We start from the raw sequence: 16537 nt of genomic DNA, 5'->3' as shown, positions 1-16537 counted from the left end.
ATTCCGCCACTGGCTTAAAAGGCCTGGGGGAAAGAACAGGAAACAGACAGTGAAAACCATTGATATCGGAAATATTCAGATTGCGAATGACAGGCCCTTTGTTCTGTTTGGCGGTATGAATGTACTGGAGTCCCGCGATCTGGCCATGCAGGTGGCAGAGCACTTCGTTGAAGTCAGCCAAAAGCTGGGTGTTGCGTATGTTTTCAAGGCCTCTTTTGACAAGGCTAACCGCTCCTCGATTGGCGCTTATCGCGGGCCGGGAATGGAAGCGGGCCTGAAGATTTTTCAGGAAATCAAGGAGACCTTTAATGTTCCCCTGATTACCGATATTCACGAGCAGTCCCAGGTGACGCCTGTGGCCGAGGTTGTGGATATTATCCAGTTGCCCGCTTTTCTTGCCCGCCAGACCGATCTGGTAGCGGCCATGGCCGCTACCGGGGCAGTGATCAATGTGAAGAAGCCGCAGTTTATGAGTCCGCCCCAGGTGAAAAATATAGTGGGGAAATTTGCCGAGTGTGGCAATGAAAATATTATTTTATGTGAGCGCGGGACCTGTTTTGGCTACGATAACCTCGTGGTCGACATGCTTGGCTTTCGCACCATGATGGATGCTTCCGCAGGGGCCCCGGTGATCTTTGATGTGACTCACTCGCTGCAGATGCGCGACCCCTCTGGTGCCGCATCCGGTGGGCGCAGGGCACAGGTTACAGAACTGGGGCGCGCGGGCCTGGCGATCGGTATCGCCGGTTTGTTCCTCGAAGCGCATCCGGAACCGGACAAGGCCCTGTGCGATGGGCCCAGCGCGCTGACTTTGGACAAGCTGGAACCTTTCCTTGCACAAATGAAAGCGGTGGATGATCTGGTTAAAAGCTTTGCCGCACTGGATACAAAATAACAGCAAAAAATATTCGCGGGGAACCCCTTTCCCGGATGCGGTATGCTTATTACAGTGGCACTTCCGTTGCGAAACGGCTGTCAATACCTCAACCGCGGAATGATTGTCCGATCGGGTGTCGCTTAACCGGCGATACTCTTCGCGCAACAGTTTGTATCCCCTTTTCAGTCATGACCTGTTTTGAGTAAGTATGATATGGAGCCCGTTTTAATGAGCAAGATTGTCGCTGTTAAAGCCTACGAGGTGCTGGATTCCCGCGGTAACCCTACCGTTGAAGCCGACGTGATTCTGGAAGATGGCTCTATCGGTTCCGCCTGTGCCCCCTCCGGCGCATCCACCGGTTCCCGCGAGGCGCTTGAGCTGCGCGATGGGGACGAGGCCCGTTATCTTGGCAAGGGCGTTCTGAAGGCTGTTGAGAATATCAATACCATCGTTGCCGATCTGCTTAGAGGCATGGATGCAGTGGATCAGCGCGCCCTGGACAAAGCGATGATCGATGCCGATGGTACTGAAAACAAAGCCAGGCTGGGCGCAAACACCATCCTGGCTGTATCCCTGGCTGCAGCCAAAGCCGCGGCGGCGTCGAAAAAAATCCCGCTGTACCAGCACATTGCAGAAGTCAATGGTACTGCCGGTCAGTATTCCATGCCGGTCCCCATGATGAATATCCTCAATGGCGGAGAGCACGCCGACAACAACGTGGATATTCAGGAATTTATGATTCAGCCGGTAAAAGCCACAACTTTTGCCGAGGCTCTGCGCCAGGGGGCCGAGATTTTCCACAGCCTGAAAAAAGTGCTGTCGTGCAATAAGCTCAGTACTGCCGTAGGGGATGAGGGCGGCTTTGCCCCGAACCTGCCCTCCAACGAGGCGGCTCTGAAAGTGATTGCCGAAGCGGTGGAAAAGGCCGGTTACACCCTGGGTGATGACATCGTCCTGGCGCTGGACTGCGCCTCCTCCGAATTTTACAAGGATGGCAAGTACGATCTGGCAGGAGAGGACAAGCAGTTCGACAGTGAAGGCTTCGCCAACTACCTGGCTGAGCTGTCTTCCAACTACCCGATCCTGTCCATCGAAGATGGTATGGATGAGAGCGATTGGGATGGCTGGAAAATACTGACCGATAAGATTGGTGAGAAAGTGCAGTTGGTGGGCGATGACCTGTTTGTGACCAATACCAGGATCCTCAGAGAGGGTATTGAAAAGGGGGTGGGCAACGCCATTTTGATCAAGTTCAACCAGATCGGCACTCTGTCGGAAACGCTGGACGCCATCAAAATGGCCAAAGAGGCTGGTTACACCGTAGTCATTTCCCACCGTTCCGGTGAAACCGAGGACACCACGATCGCAGATCTGGCCGTCGCCACCGCCGCGGGCCAGATCAAAACCGGCTCTCTTTGCCGCTCGGACCGCGTCGCAAAGTACAACCGCCTGCTGCGTATCGAAGCGGAGCTGAATGGTGCTGCGGCCTACCGAGGCCGGGCTGAATTCACCTGACGGTTCTTGCCGGGTGCAAGCGCACAGCGGGAGAGGTCTGCTGCAGTGTATGTTCACCCGGTCAGCAAATCGGGCTTCGATGACTTTACTGACTGTCGCCCTTGAAATATGGGGGTAAATGCGCTGAGCTGTCTGTACTTTATGGGCTTGCGGTGGCCTGCGGTTGACGGCTTTGCCCCGAGTCGAATCACCTGGTAGCCCGTTCAGCTACCAGGTGAATCCCTTTTATCAGCGAAACAATTTTGGTCTCGTATGAAATGGCTGCTGGCAATCCTCACCATCCTACTGCTCGCCTCCCAGTATCGGCTCTGGATCGGCCCGGGCAGCTTCGCCGAAATCACCCGTCTCAAGCGGCAACTCGCTTTACAACGAGAGAAAAATGCTGCTCTTGAGCAGGAAAATCGCCAATTGTTCAGGGAGGTGCGCAGTCTCAAAGAGGGTACCGATGGGATTGAGGCCAGGGCACGCTATGACCTGGGACTGATCAAGGAAGGGGAGACGCTGTTTATCTTTCTGGATGCGCAAGAGGCCGGGCAGTGATTAGGGATTACTGGGTTGTCGTGCCCGCTGCCGGTGCCGGCAAACGCATGGGTGCCGACCGGCCAAAGCAGTATCTGCCGCTTATGGGGCGACCGCTGTTATCCCTGACACTGGAGAATATTTTAAGCTGGCCAGGGCTTGCGGGCATTGTCGTGGCCCTGTCGAATGAGGACGGCTTTTTCCCCCATCTCAAAGAGGCCCAAAACCCCCGGATACACACGGTTATTGGTGGTGCCGAGCGGGCAGATTCTGTTCTGGCCGCGCTGCAGTATCTCACCGGGCGTGCGGCGGATGACACGCCGGTACTCGTCCATGATGCCGCCCGCCCCTGTGTTGCACTGGAGGATATCGGTGCACTGCTCGACGAAGACGTTTCGTCCACTGCCCTCTTAGCGCGCCCGGCCAGTGATACGGTGAAGCAGAGCCGTATTCTGGGTGGAGCACCCTGTGCGGAACAGACACTGGATCGGGAGCGCATCTGGCTTGCACAAACGCCGCAGCGCGCCCCTTTACAATTGCTGTATGCCTGCCTGAGCCAGGCCCTCAAGCAGGGTAAAACGGTCACCGATGAGGCCAGCGCACTCGAAATGTATGGTCACTCGCCACAGCTCGTAGCGGGACAGGGCGACAATCTCAAAGTGACCCACCCTTCCGATATTCTGGTAGCGGAGGCCATTTTGCGCCTGCGCTATGCCCCCACAGAGGATAAACAGTAGTGAGCTTTCGAATAGGCCAGGGCGTTGATGTACATGCTTTTGGTCCAGGTAATCATATTGTCATCGGCGGAGTGAACATTCCGTACGAGCACGGCCTTGAGGCCCATTCAGACGGTGATGTACTTTTACATGCCCTGGCGGATGCGCTGCTGGGTGCCCTGGCCCTGGGAGATATCGGCCACCATTTTCCGGAGACGGATGTCCGCTACGCCAATGTGGATAGCCGCAAGTTGTTACGACAGACTGTCACCCTGGTCAATCGCAAGGGGTATCGCCTGGTGAATGCCGACGTCACCCTGATTGCCCAGGCGCCGAAGATGGCTCCCCATATTGAAGCCATGCGTGCCAATATCGCCACAGATTGTGGTGTTGTACCTGGCGATATCAGTGTCAAGGCGACGACAACGGAGAGACTCGGGTTTCCCGGGCGCGGTGAAGGCATCGCAGCCCAGGCCGTTGTTTTGCTCGAGTGCTCCCATGACTGAAGGTTGGAAACTGGATTGGCCGCGGGCATTGGGCGCAGTGCGTGTTAGCGCAAACTTTCGCACCGAGCCGGAAGACTTTGTTGTTGAAGAACTGGCGTTTCCCCCACCCTCTGAAAACGGTGAGCACGTTTATTTGCAGATCAAAAAGCGCGGTGCAAATACCGCCTGGGTGGCAAAGCAGCTGGCGATCCTTGCCGGCGTAAACAGCCTGGATGTGGGCTATTTCGGTTTGAAAGACCGCCATGCGGTAACCACTCAGTGGTTCAGTGTATGGTTGGGGAGAAGGCCCGAGGCGGACTGGTCGCGACTAAACGGTGCGGAGATATCTGTGCTGCACACTTTTCGCGGCTCGCGCAAGTTGCGCCGTGGAGAGCACAGTGGCAACCGGTTCAAAATTCGCCTGCGCAGTATTCGCGGGGAACACGCTGCTGCCGAGCCGGCACTGGATAAAATTGGCGCCGGTGTGCCCAATTACTTTGGTGAGCAGCGCTTTGGTATCCACGGGGGCAATCTGGATTTGGTCCGCTGTTTGGCCGAGGGTGGCGGGCGCTGCCGCAAAAGCGAAAAAACCTTCGCCATGTCCACAGCGCGCAGTTGGCTGTTTAATCAGGTCCTGGCAGAAAGGGTCGATGCGGGTAATTGGCGGGAGGTGCTCGATGGTGAACCGGAAGAAAAACCCAGCGGCCCCCTTTGGGGGCGCGGACGCAATCCTGCATCCCGTGTACAGCAGGAGTTGGAGCAGAGGGTTCTGCTTCCCTGGCAGCCCTGGTGCAACTGGTTGGAGCACTGTGGGCTCATGCAGGAACGCCGGGCCTTGGTTCTACGCCCCGAGGCGTTTAACTACCAATGGGAAGATGACAATCTGGTGCTTGAGTTTTCTCTGTCCCGTGGCGAATTTGCAACGGCTCTGTTAAGGGAAGTTGCTCAACTGGTCAATGTGAGTTCAAGTACATAAAATTCGGTACTGGAAGCGACAGGTGTTTTACAGGGCATGGAATTAAACTGTATATGGACCGTTTAAGACACGAAGGCTTGGGAATGACCTCCCGGCGCACCCGCAACCGTCTGATACAGAGGCTGCGGGAAGAAGGGATTAAAAATGAGCAGGTTCTGGAAGTGATGGCTTCCATCCCCCGCCACCTGTTCCTGGATGAAGCCCTGGCGATTCGCGCTTACGAGGATACGGCCCTGCCCATCGGCTACGGCCAGACCATCTCCCAACCCTATATTGTTGCACGCATGACAGAGTTGCTGCTGGGTCGGGCAAAGTCCCTTCGTCGCGTACTCGAAGTGGGCACCGGTTCCGGCTATCAAACAGCCATACTCGCCGGTCTGGTCGAACAACTTTACTCTGTTGAGCGTGTCGAACCCCTGCTGGAAAAGGCACGCCGACGTCTGGCAGAGCTGGGTCTGTACAATGTTGAGTACAAGCTCAGCAACGGGGGCTTTGGCTGGCCGGATCAGGGTCCCTACAATGCCATTCTTGCGGCGGCGGCACCGGTAGTCGTGCCGGATGAGTTGAAGCGGCAGTTAGCGCCCAATGGTGTGATGGTTATCCCGGTAGGGTCTGAGCAGCAGTATTTGACCCTGCTGATCCGTCGCCAGGACAGTGATTTGTTCGATGTAGAAAAACTGGAGGCGGTGCGTTTTGTGCCACTCCTCAGTGGTGTTGTTCGATGAAGTTGGTTGAAATCTTTAAAAGTCGTTATCCCGCAGTGCTACTGCGTGGAATGGCAATGGGCGCGGCGGATGTTGTCCCCGGTGTTTCCGGCGGTACCATCGCTTTTATCACCGGTATTTACCGGGAGTTGCTGGACTCTTTGAGCCAAATAGGCCCGCGTTGCATTACCCTGTTGAAGTATGAAGGGGTAGTGGCGCTATGGAAATACATCAATGGCAGCTTTTTGCTATCCCTGTTTGTTGGCGTATTGATCAGTATTTTTAGCCTTGCGCGCCTGATCAGTGATCTGCTCAACGACTATCCCATTGTGGTCTGGTCCTTTTTTTTCGGTCTAGTACTGGCATCCTCTGTGCCCGTTTTACGCAAGATTCCCAGATGGTCCCTATCGGTCTTTGTCTTTCTACTGCTGGGGACGATTCTGGCGGTTACAGTGAGTGAACTGCGTCCCGGTGATGTCCCCGCAACCCCGCTGACTCTGTTTTTTTCCGGTGCTCTGGCTATTTGCGCCATGGTGTTGCCGGGTATTTCCGGAGCTTTCATTCTCTTGTTGATTGGGATCTATCCCAAGGTGCTCACCGCAGTGCACGAACTGCAGATCATCAACTTATTTTGCTTTGCCGCTGGCGCTGCAGTGGGTTTGATCTTGTTCAGTCGTCTGCTCTCGTGGCTGATACACCAGTATGTCGCCAGAACACTGGCTTTTCTGGCCGGGATATTGCTGGGCAGCTTGAAAATACTCTGGCCCTGGAAGTTGCCTGTGGGCGGGGAAATTGTGACGTCCAGTAAGCTGGCCCCTCTTCAGACGAATATCTCTCCGGGACACTTTGTTGTGCAAAGTGGCGAAGAGGCCCACTTTGGTGCGGCTGTTATCTCGGCTCTTGCCGCTATCCTGTTGGTACTTGCAGTGGACTTTTTTGGCGCAGCTCATAGGGGGAAATCTTGTGCCACACCGCAATAAGATCTGGAAAATCTCGGTATGGCAGCTTTTTAGGTGGCTTTTTCCGGGATTTTTGCTGCTTTTCTTTAGACGCTTTTTCCATAAATGCCGCGGTCTGATTTAAAAAGAGAATAATGGAATGTCATTTTTTACAACATCCTGAACCCCGTTTTTGGCGGGGCAATAGTTTGGGACCTGGTCATTTTTTGTTTAGGTTGTTAAAGATATTAGGCACTGGCGTGCTACTTTTGAGCCTGTTTTCCTGTAGTACCCACAGGGCTCCCAGCAGTGCCCTGAAACAGCCCCCCGACATTCGGTTGAACTATCACACTGTGAGCCGGGGAGATACGCTGTATTCGATCGCCTGGCGCTACGGCAAGGATTTCCGGCAACTGGCCGCACTCAACGGCATAACATCCCCCTATTATATCTACCCGGGTCAGCGCCTGAAGCTGCGCGGAAAAGCCCCTGTCAGCACAGCTTCGGGGGCGCGTGAAAAGGCTAATAAAACGCCGAGCAGCAAGGTGGCTGCAAAGAAGACTGTTTCTGCATCCAGTAAAAAATCTTTAACGCGAAGTACCAAGCGCCATTCGGGCCAGACCCGGCGGACGGGCTCAATTCACTGGCGTTGGCCCGCACGTGGAAAAGTGATCAACCAATTCCGTTCCGGAGACTCCCTGCGCAAGGGAGTTGATATCGCCGGAGAAAAGGGAGAATCTGTACTGGCAGCGGCCGATGGCACCGTTATCTACGCGGGAAGTGCATTGAGAGGTTATGGAAAGCTGCTGATCGTGAAGCACAGTGATGAGTATCTGAGTGCTTATGCCCACAACCACCGGTTGCTGGTGAGAGAGGGCAGCAAAGTCAAAGCGGGACAACGGATAGCGGAATTGGGTTCGAGTGGTACCGACCGCAACAAGCTCCACTTTGAAATTCGCAGAAACGGTCAGCCAGTAGACCCTCTTGCCTATTTGCCGTAAGCCGGACGGATGTTCTGCGGCCCTGTAATAAAAATGGACTTTTTATTGATACCACTTGAGGTAGTCACTGTAATCGTGACGACCGCAAGGTCAGCTGATTCAGTGGCTGTCGCCACATGCCCAAAGCGACTGGTTGTCACCTGAACAGTCTCTAAAGTGTGTTTGGCGGCTGATATTGGCAAAGTACAAGGAGCAGGGGAAATGGAAGCACAGCGGCAAGACCAATCAATGGCTGGCCAGGCAGAAGACTTTCCTCCAGAGTTGGTTGTAAAAAATGATGGACAGCAACTGGATCGGGATAAAGGGATAGATACAGGCCGTACGCGGAAAAAAGCGGCAAAAAATAACTCCATCGCGTCTCCCTCGGAAAAGAGCCGGGTTCGCAGGCTGAATGGCGATGGTCATTTGCAAAAAAACCTGGATGCGACCCAGCTCTACCTCGATGAAATAGGCTTCTCCCCCTTATTGACTGCTGAAGAGGAAGTCTATTACGCACGCAAAGCGTTGCGCGGAGATGCCGCGGCCAGAAAGCGGATGATTGAAAGCAATCTGCGCCTTGTGGTAAAGATTGCACGCCGATATGTCAGCCGTGGCTTGGCTCTGCTGGACTTGATTGAAGAGGGCAACCTGGGGTTAATCCGCGCTGTAGAAAAGTTTGATCCGGAACGTGGTTTCCGCTTTTCCACGTATGCTACCTGGTGGATACGGCAAACGATAGAACGCGCGATCATGAATCAGACTCGGACTATCCGCCTACCCATTCATGTGGTCAAGGAATTAAATGTTTATCTGCGGGCCTCCCGCGAGCTGGCACAGAAACTGGATCACGAACCGTCTGCAGAAGAGATTGCCAATCTGCTGGAGAAGCCGGTAGAGGATGTCGAGCGGATGCTGGGGCTCAACGAGCGGGTTACCTCCGTGGATACGCCGATAGGGCCCTCTTCTGAAAAGACCCTGGTGGATACCATTCCCGACCAGCAGGAGTCTGATCCGGCGGAATTGTTGCAGGACAATGACCTTTTTGAAAGCATCAACCGCTGGCTTGGGGAGCTACCCGAAAAACAGTGTGAAGTGGTTTCACGTCGATTCGGGCTGCGTGGTTTTGAAGCCAGTACCCTCGAAGAGGTTGGGCGGGAAATCGGGCTCACCCGGGAGCGGGTTCGCCAGATCCAGGTCGATGCACTCAAACGCTTGCGCGAAGTGATGGAAAAGCAAGGATTGGATGGACAATCCCTGTTCGGAAACCTGTAAACCTGGCCCTCAAGGTAAGCACCCAGCGAAGACGGTGCCTTCGTGGGGTTTTGGGTGAATACAGCGGGCTTGATTTTATCTACTTCTGTACCCAGCGCCCGAGGTTATCCTGGTAAAACTCGCCCGGTGAGAGACGCTGTTCCAGTTTCTCTGCCGCGCGTGCTGCCACCTGGGCGATATCGATGTTGTTGCGCTTGGCAATCTGGGCATAGGCGGACTTGCGCTTTGTATTGACTTGTTTCACAAGTTTTACCAGTTCAGGAGAGCTGGTCTCTACGATTGCGATGTAGCCGCTGTTTGCCTCACCGATCAGCCCCTGGCCCTTGGCTTCATCCAGAGAAATCGCCAAGGCCGGCAGTGTGACTAGGATACCCAAAAGCAGCAGGGTTTTTTTCAGCATATTCATGTTTTCCTCCTCAGAAAATGCCATCCTTACCTTCGAACAAAGTATCGAGATCCCGGTCCACTTTGACCCGGATTTCGTGCTCAATCTTTATGTTTAGATTGACAGTAATCGGTTCGGTGGGGGCCTTCACAGCGACGGTTGGCGTGCACCCTGTAACAACCATAGCGTATAGCAACCCCACGGAAATCAGTCGTCTGGCTCTCATCTCACATTCCTCGCAATGCCGGTCGGGCACCTTTTAACTTGCGGCATCATCAGCGATTGCCGCAACTGATCGGCCAGGTTCGGCAATCGGGTCGGAAGCGCGGCCATATCTCCCCATGGTACTGACCCAATCTTAACCGGTTCTGAACTGGCCGGGGCTTGCGCCCAGGGCTCAATCCAGCTCAGCAGAGCCTACTTTATCAGCGGCCTATTGGTCCAGCTGCTTTTTCAGCGCCTCTGCCATGTCCCGGCTGGATTGGAGGGAGTGCAACATGGCTGGAATATTGTTCTCAAGGTTGAGATTGATAATCAGGTCCCTGTCAGTATCCACAGAGTCACTGCGCCCCACAAGCTTAAGTTTCAACTGAAGGTCTCCCTTGGGAGAGTACTCCATATTGCCTTCGAGCGTGCGGTAGAGATAATCCTCCAAGGCGTTGGAAACCAGTATCAGTTGCGGGTTATCTGCCAGCATCTGTGCAGAAAAGGCACCGTAGTAGCGCAGTTGGCCACCGGGCGCGAGCGCCCTTATCTGTCCATTTTCCACAGTGATCCCATCGGCACCCGTGACGATGGGAATGGTGAGATTGAGGCGCCCTTTAGCCTCAAAGTGTTTTGATTCTGTTATGCGGGCCAGTTGCTCCAGGGATATATCCTGCACGTACAGTTTGCTCTGTCGCTTCTTATGAGACAGGTTCCATGTCAGCGCTTTCGAAGTCATCTCCCCGTCGAGAAACTCTGCAGTGAAATTTCTCAGGACCAGGTCTTTTTCCCTGTCTAACACAAGGGAGAAGTGGATTTTTTCCAGGGGCATGCCCGCGTCAATGGATTCTACTGACAGTGTTTGTGGTCCCGCTGTGATCCACTGTCCATTATCTTCCTTAAGCAACAACTGTCCGTGAATGCCTGTTGCAAAACTGTCTGCATAAACAGTGGCTATATCAGACAAACTCAACTGGATGGCACTGTCTTGTTGCTGGGGCCAGGAGAGTGTTCCATTGGCTGATATTTGCCCTGAAATCACATCAATAGGGAGTCCCTTAACCGTTTGGCTTAGGGGGTGCATGGGGCTGAAATCGACTGGCGGCAGGGAAAAGAGAATGCTGCCTTTTGTTTGTTTCAGGTTATGCTGTAAATGAGAATTGATTATCAATGAGCCGGAAACCAGGTTTCCTTTTCCCTCTAGCACATTGTCGGTGAGAGAAACAAACCCAGATAGACTGGCATCAACAGCGTATTTTTCCAGAGTGGTCAGATGCAGGTTTTTACTGTTATATGTGCTGCTAAAATCGGTCTTTCCGTCATCGATCTGTAGCTTGAGATTACTGAAATTGACATCGCCTGAGAGTGAGGGAGACTCATCGAAAATTGCTGTGAGGTTACTGTTCCACTCTGTGCTGTTACAGCTGGATTTTTGCCTATGAAAGACACAGTTTATATCTGGGGCAAAGAGTTCGGAGTTCTTCAGATGCAGGCTTCTATCTTTTATCTCTTTTGCAGTAAGTTTGAACTGCTTGACTTGCAATCTATGCTTATCGCCGATTTTTTTGACATGTACTTTAGCCGCTGAAAACAACTGTATAATAGAGATCCCGGAAGTGGGATTGACAATTTCTGGAATCTCAGCTTCTATCTCAAAAGCACACTCGGCACTGTCAGTAATCTTGCATTGGATTTTCCGAAAATGGCTCTGGATTGAACTGTTGCTTTTCTCTCCCTTCATTCCTATAGAAACGGTTCCGCCATCGACCGCCAGGTTAATCTGGTTGGACTGAGAGGCTACTCCCGTGATTGTAAGGCTGTCCTCTATTTCCACTTGTACCCGACTTTTGTCAAAGCCAAATGGTTGTAATGGGGAGCCCTCTGTAAAATTTTGCATAGGGACTATAAAAGACACTTGGCTTTCAGGTGATAAGGTCAGAGTGAACCGGTCAAGCACATTTTTTTCTGCAGAAGATAGTTGATCCAGGGGTTGTAAGTTGATCTCTCCATAAAAGTTTAACCTTCCATTCTGATTTTTAAGTGATGCAAGTGTTGGAGCTCTTTTCCAGAGAGGAGAGTTGGTTAATATTTTATCAGAGGAAAAATTAACCGATCCGTTGACAAGTACATCGGGAATATTTGTCTGGAGAGGGGGTTCGAATTCAAAGTCCAAAAGAAAATTCTGCTCTGAGAGATTTCCCGTTGGGAACAGATTTAAGCTGCCGGACCCAGTGATGTACTCAGGAATTAACGGATCTAATGCACTAAATTTGAGCTCAACAGGTGTCGTAATCGACAGCTTGGCTTCTAGCATTGTATCGAGTAGTTTACTGTGAAAATCTGCTTTCAGATTCTCACTCTCAAATTCCAAACTGATATTTCGATAGCCAGAAATTGCAGTGATATTATCGGGTATATCGGATGTGGTACGGATAGTAATAGTCCCGCGTGTATGGATTTCTGGTGAAAGTCCAACTATTGAAGTTACGGTAGTGTTTATAACTGGCGAGATGCTATCCAAATTTAAAAACATATTTGAATCAAAAATCCATCCACCATGTTCTTTTTTTAAAATAGTTATATCGGTATAAGAAATAGCATTTATCTTATTGGAGTCTAGGTTTACGTTTAATTTAATTTTTTCGAGGGCAACATCTGCTTGTAAGGATAAACTGTATTCTTCCTTTTGAGAGAGCTTGTATGGCAGTTTTACGGTTATACGGCTATGTTGACGCGTGATTTCCAGGGAGCCCATGAAACCAATCTTATCGATTGCTATCTGGTTGATATTAACTTTATCCGGCATATAGCGGATAATATATTGAATGATTCTGCTTAGATAGATTGCTGGATAACCACGCGTTTCCTCTGCAGTGTTCAATGCATTGGTCGGCCCTGTTCGATTCCCCATATGTTGAGTCAGTTTTCCTATTGAAATATCTACTCTCTTATCAGTATTGTGGCTAAAAATAATATGAAAAGGATGGCTAATGGTTACCCTGTCTAGGATAACAGTATCACCCCTGCCAGGTTGCAATCGAATCTGATTAACAGAAATTTCACTCAAACCCAATTCCAAACTGGAGATATTCTGGATAACAGTCTTTCCGTAAAATAGATTGATCAGTTGCGATACGACCTGTTCCCTGTTACACCAACTGAAAATGGAAAAAGCAATCAAAACCAATGTCAACACAGCAAAGAAAATACGTGATTTGCGCACATTAAACCTCTCGACATTGGATGAAATGATAAGGCTGTATTATTGCTTGTGTATTTGCAACCCGGCAACCCAATAAGTAATTCAGGGTCTTTTTGATGTTTGACCTCTAAACATTGGAGAAGCTCTATGAAACAGCTTGTATTTCCCTCTCTCGTGTCACTCCGTGGTTGAGTCGGGTTGAAGGGAAACCCTACGTGACTTTAGCTGATCATATCAAATACGCTGGTTGTTGCTAACCGGTACTCTTAGTTTCTCCTTCCTTGGGGTAAGCCACTTCCCTTTGGAGGGCGAATTATCAGTCAGGACACGCTGCGCACATTTTTGTCCACGGGGTTTGTGGCCATTTTTAGCATCTTACCCCTGCTCTCCAGTTCACATACCTGACACAATAAATACAAAGAGGGCACCTTAGAGGTATTCCTCAGAGTGCTGATGGCATAGCCTTCAATTTGAAAGTTGTCACCCAAAAACTGCATTTTTTATTCTCTGCGCCGAGTTAACAATCTAATGATAGTCAATCGCTATTGATACATATTATTTTATTGTTTTTCCGATAGTGACGTTCATGGCGCAGGATAAACGTCCTGTAAAACGTATCTAGGTAAAACTCTTTATGCTGGATAGGCCGTGACTCTGAGGCAGGTGTTCCAATAAAAATCAGAATACCGATTAAAAGTAGCAAAGCGATTAGCTTGTTACCCATAAGCGCATGCCCCTTTGTAAACAACAGGATGGCGCCGGTTGGAAATGGCTGACTTGGCATCTTTTGTTGGGAGTGAAGAATGTTGTGAAATGCTAGCCTCAAGCCTCGGTACTGACAAACGCTGTTCAACCGCTCCAAAGTGGCGTTCTATCCCGGTTAGTGGTTCCGAACGACACTATTTACCTGGGTGCAAAACCAAGAAGATACAATTATCCCTGCAAGTTTGGTTGCCGGAGTAATAAGGGTTTTTCCACTTGTTGTTTCTGTTTGTAGTGATACCTTATGCCCCTTCAGCGTGAACGACTTTTACTGAGGATATTCCTGACAATGCCAGATGCCAAGCCAAATACCATCTATCTCAAGGATTACCGCATACCAGACTACTTGGTGGACAATACCCATTTGCAGTTTGAGTTGAAGCCAAAGGCAACCCTGGTCAAATCGCAGCTGAAGATTCGGCGAAATCCTGCGGCGGGGGTGGGTCTGCCCCCGTTACTTCTGGATGGTGTGGATCTGGAGCTATTGTCCATCGCTATCGATAGTATGCCGCTTTCATCAGAGGATTATGAGGAGATACCGCAAGGAATTTCGATATCCGTGGATAAGCCTGAATTTCACTTGGAAATTCAAAACCGCATCAATCCCGAGGGTAATACTTCCTTGGAGGGATTGTATCTTTCCAATGGAATGTACTGCACTCAGTGTGAGGCCGAAGGATTTAGAAAAATCACTTTCTATCCCGACAGGCCGGATATTATGTCTAAATTTACCACTACCATAGTCGCGCCAAAAAATTATCCGGTACTACTCTCTAATGGCAATGAGGTTAACCGGGGGCTTTGTAAAGATGGACGTCAATATGTAACCTGGGAAGATCCTTTTGCCAAGCCTGCGTATCTTTTTGCTCTGGTAGCAGGAGATCTAAAGTATTTGGATGACTATTTTACCACTACCAGTGGTAGAAAGGTAAAGTTACAGATATTTACGGAAGAAAAAAATATCTATAAATGCGACCACGCTTTACGGTCCCTAAAAAACGCTATGCGCTGGGATGAGGAAGTTTATGGTAGAGAATATGATCTCGATGCTTTTATGATTGTAGCGGTTGATCACTTCAACATGGGGGCCATGGAAAATAAAGGGCTGAATATATTCAATTCGGCTTGCGTTCTGGCAAGTCCAGAGACCGCAACAGATGCAGGTTTCCAAAGAATTGAATCGATCATTGGCCATGAGTATTTTCATAACTGGTCCGGTAACCGGGTTACCCTTCGAGATTGGTTTCAATTAAGTCTAAAAGAGGGATTTACAGTCTTTCGCGACGCTGAATTTTCTGCGGACTTGAACTCGCGAGCCGTTAAACGTATAGAGGATGTATCTCTATTGCGCATCAATCAGTTTGCAGAGGATGCGGGACCCATGGCGCACCCTGTCCGACCGGATTCCTTTATGGAGATTTCAAATTTCTATACCCTCACCGTATACGAAAAAGGGTCTGAGGTGGTGCGCATGATACACACCCTGTTAGGTCCGGAAGGATTTCGCAAGGGGAGTGATCTCTACTTTGAGCGCCACGACGGCTGCGCAGTCACATGTGAAGATTTTGTAACAGCGATGGAGGATGCCAACCAGGTTAAACTGGTTCAGTTCCGGCGCTGGTACAGCCAGGCGGGCACGCCACAACTCAATGTAACTGACTATTTTGATGAAACGCGCGGCACCTATAGATTAACTGTTCGTCAATCGTGTCCGCCAACTCCCGGCCAGAAAGAAAAACACCCGTTCCATATTCCCCTGAAGCTGGGGTTATTGGACAAAGGTGGAAATGACCTGATTCTAGATGGCACTGGTTCAACCCAATGTGTATTGGAAGTTACAGAAAGTGAGCAGTCGTTTGAATTTACTGGGTTTGAAAATAAGCCCCTGCCATCCCTGTTACGCGGTTTTTCAGCTCCTGTAAAAATTGACTACCCTTACAGTGTTGAACAGTTACTGTTTTTGATGTCAAAAGACACCGATACCTTCAACCGGTGGAATGCTTCCCAGCGGCTGGCATTTATGGCACTGTCTGATCTTCAGCAGGCGTACCGTAAAGGTGGGGCGCTGCAGCTTCAGCCTGGATTGATAAAAGCCTACAAACGTGTGCTACTGAATCGAGACCTCGACCCGGCATTGGTTGCGGAGATATTACAGTTACCGAGTGAACAGTCTATTGCTGAGGAGTCGGCATGCATTGATGCGGAGGCGATAGTGGCCGCGCGAAAATTTGCCCTACAAACGCTGGCAGAAGCACTTTCTGGCGAATTGCGTGCACGGTATAATGCGTTGAATGTGCGAAAACCCTACAGTATCAATGCGAAAGACATTGCCGAGAGAAAACTAAAGAATACCTGTCTTTTATATCTCTGTGTCACAGAAACAGCCGATGCACTGGCTTTGGCGCAAGCGCAGTTTGATATAGCGAGCAATATGACTGACACGGCTGCCGCCTTAAGTGCCTTGATTAACCATGCCGGTGATAGGCAGGCGAATGCGGCGATCGAGCAATTTTATCGGCGTTGGAAAGAGGATGCCCAGGTTGTCGAACTCTGGCTTGGCCAGCAGAGCAGGAGTTGCCGCAGGGGAAGTCTGAAAACCGTTGAAAAACTCATTCAACATCCGGCGTTTGATTTGAAAAACCCCAATCGGGTCAGGGCAGTGATTGGTGGCTTCGCGAAAGGAAATTTCAGCCAATTCCACAAGAGTGATGGCAGTGGGTTTGAATTTCTTGCTGAGCAGGTAATAGCTCTGGATAAGTTGAATCCACAGATTGCAGCGCAACAAGTGATTCCCCTTACCCGCTGGAAGAGATACACAGGTGATCTTGCCCCTAAAATGAAAATTGCGTTAAAGAAGATCATGGACTCTGGAAACCTGTCAGGAGATATATATGAAGTGGTGAGTAAAAGTTTGAGTGAGTAATCTGTAGTAGTTCAGACTTGATCTGACAGTTACCGGTTTTTCTGACGGTGGTCTGTCAGGTCAGGTTCAGTTCACGAAC

14 protein-coding genes are annotated in these 16537 nt (G+C 50.6%); 11 read left to right on the top strand and 3 right to left on the bottom strand.

The window, feature by feature from the left end:
* Positions 1-49 precede the first annotated feature (49 nt).
* From kdsA to rpoS, 10 genes are all read left to right on the top strand, one after another.
* Entirely contained in the window at positions 50-895 is an 846-nt protein-coding gene (kdsA, locus tag Q1A48_RS11860) for a 3-deoxy-8-phosphooctulonate synthase (RefSeq protein ID WP_299944999.1), read from the top strand.
* Positions 896-1105: 210 nt separating this feature from the next.
* Positions 1106-2392 carry a phosphopyruvate hydratase gene (gene eno, locus Q1A48_RS11855; RefSeq protein WP_299944996.1) on the top strand — a complete coding sequence of 429 codons (1287 nt, stop codon included), beginning with the start codon at positions 1106-1108 and terminating at the stop codon, positions 2390-2392.
* Between the two features lie 252 nt (positions 2393-2644).
* Positions 2645-2932: a septum formation initiator family protein gene (locus Q1A48_RS11850; RefSeq protein WP_299944994.1), complete on the top strand. Its 288-nt coding sequence runs from the start codon at positions 2645-2647 to the stop codon at positions 2930-2932.
* Positions 2929-3648 (top strand): 2-C-methyl-D-erythritol 4-phosphate cytidylyltransferase, encoded by a 720-nt coding sequence (gene ispD / locus Q1A48_RS11845; protein ID WP_299944992.1) that lies wholly within the window; start codon positions 2929-2931, stop codon positions 3646-3648. The genes Q1A48_RS11850 and ispD overlap by 4 nt, the downstream gene beginning before the upstream one ends.
* Positions 3648-4133 (top strand): 2-C-methyl-D-erythritol 2,4-cyclodiphosphate synthase, encoded by a 486-nt coding sequence (gene ispF, locus Q1A48_RS11840; protein ID WP_299944990.1) that lies wholly within the window; start codon positions 3648-3650, stop codon positions 4131-4133. The genes ispD and ispF overlap by 1 nt, the downstream gene beginning before the upstream one ends.
* Positions 4126-5088, top strand: a complete 963-nt coding sequence (locus Q1A48_RS11835; protein WP_299944988.1) for a tRNA pseudouridine(13) synthase TruD — start codon at positions 4126-4128, stop codon at positions 5086-5088. Before ispF ends, Q1A48_RS11835 begins: the two co-directional genes overlap by 8 nt.
* A gap of 53 nt (positions 5089-5141) precedes the next feature.
* Positions 5142-5813, top strand: a complete 672-nt coding sequence (locus tag Q1A48_RS11830) for a protein-L-isoaspartate(D-aspartate) O-methyltransferase (RefSeq protein ID WP_299944986.1) — start codon at positions 5142-5144, stop codon at positions 5811-5813.
* On the top strand, positions 5810-6772 hold the full coding sequence (locus tag Q1A48_RS11825; RefSeq protein WP_299944984.1) for a DUF368 domain-containing protein: 963 nt from the start codon (positions 5810-5812) through the stop codon (positions 6770-6772). The genes Q1A48_RS11830 and Q1A48_RS11825 overlap by 4 nt, the downstream gene beginning before the upstream one ends.
* Positions 6773-6990: 218 nt before the next feature.
* The gene (locus Q1A48_RS11820) at positions 6991-7731 is read left to right on the top strand and encodes a peptidoglycan DD-metalloendopeptidase family protein (RefSeq protein ID WP_299944981.1); all 741 of its coding nucleotides are present in this window, start codon (positions 6991-6993) and stop codon (positions 7729-7731) included.
* A gap of 201 nt (positions 7732-7932) precedes the next feature.
* On the top strand, positions 7933-8982 hold the full coding sequence (rpoS, locus tag Q1A48_RS11815) for an RNA polymerase sigma factor RpoS (protein ID WP_299944979.1): 1050 nt from the start codon (positions 7933-7935) through the stop codon (positions 8980-8982).
* A 79-nt stretch (positions 8983-9061) separates the two neighbouring features.
* On the opposite strand, the gene Q1A48_RS11810 is transcribed toward rpoS, so the two are convergent.
* The 3 genes from Q1A48_RS11810 to Q1A48_RS11800 all read right to left on the bottom strand — a co-directional run bounded on the left by Q1A48_RS11810 (position 9062) and on the right by Q1A48_RS11800 (position 12794).
* Entirely contained in the window at positions 9062-9388 is a 327-nt protein-coding gene (locus Q1A48_RS11810) for a YdbL family protein (RefSeq protein WP_299944978.1), read from the bottom strand.
* 10 nt (positions 9389-9398) lie between these two features.
* Complete coding sequence (locus Q1A48_RS11805) at positions 9399-9593, bottom strand: YnbE family lipoprotein (RefSeq protein ID WP_299944975.1); 195 nt, start codon at positions 9591-9593, stop codon at positions 9399-9401.
* A gap of 207 nt (positions 9594-9800) precedes the next feature.
* The gene (locus tag Q1A48_RS11800; protein WP_299944972.1) at positions 9801-12794 is read right to left on the bottom strand and encodes a YdbH domain-containing protein; all 2994 of its coding nucleotides are present in this window, start codon (positions 12792-12794) and stop codon (positions 9801-9803) included.
* A 1030-nt stretch (positions 12795-13824) separates the two neighbouring features.
* On the opposite strand from Q1A48_RS11800, the gene pepN reads away from it, so the two are divergent.
* Positions 13825-16458 carry an aminopeptidase N gene (gene pepN / locus Q1A48_RS11795; protein ID WP_299944970.1) on the top strand — a complete coding sequence of 878 codons (2634 nt, stop codon included), beginning with the start codon at positions 13825-13827 and terminating at the stop codon, positions 16456-16458.
* The last annotated feature ends 79 nt before the right edge of the window (positions 16459-16537 follow it).

It is taken from the genome of uncultured Microbulbifer sp. (genome assembly GCF_947489355.1).
In the GTDB taxonomy this organism is placed as follows: domain Bacteria; phylum Pseudomonadota; class Gammaproteobacteria; order Pseudomonadales; family Cellvibrionaceae; genus Microbulbifer.
This window is presented reverse-complemented; position numbering and strand designations above follow the sequence as displayed.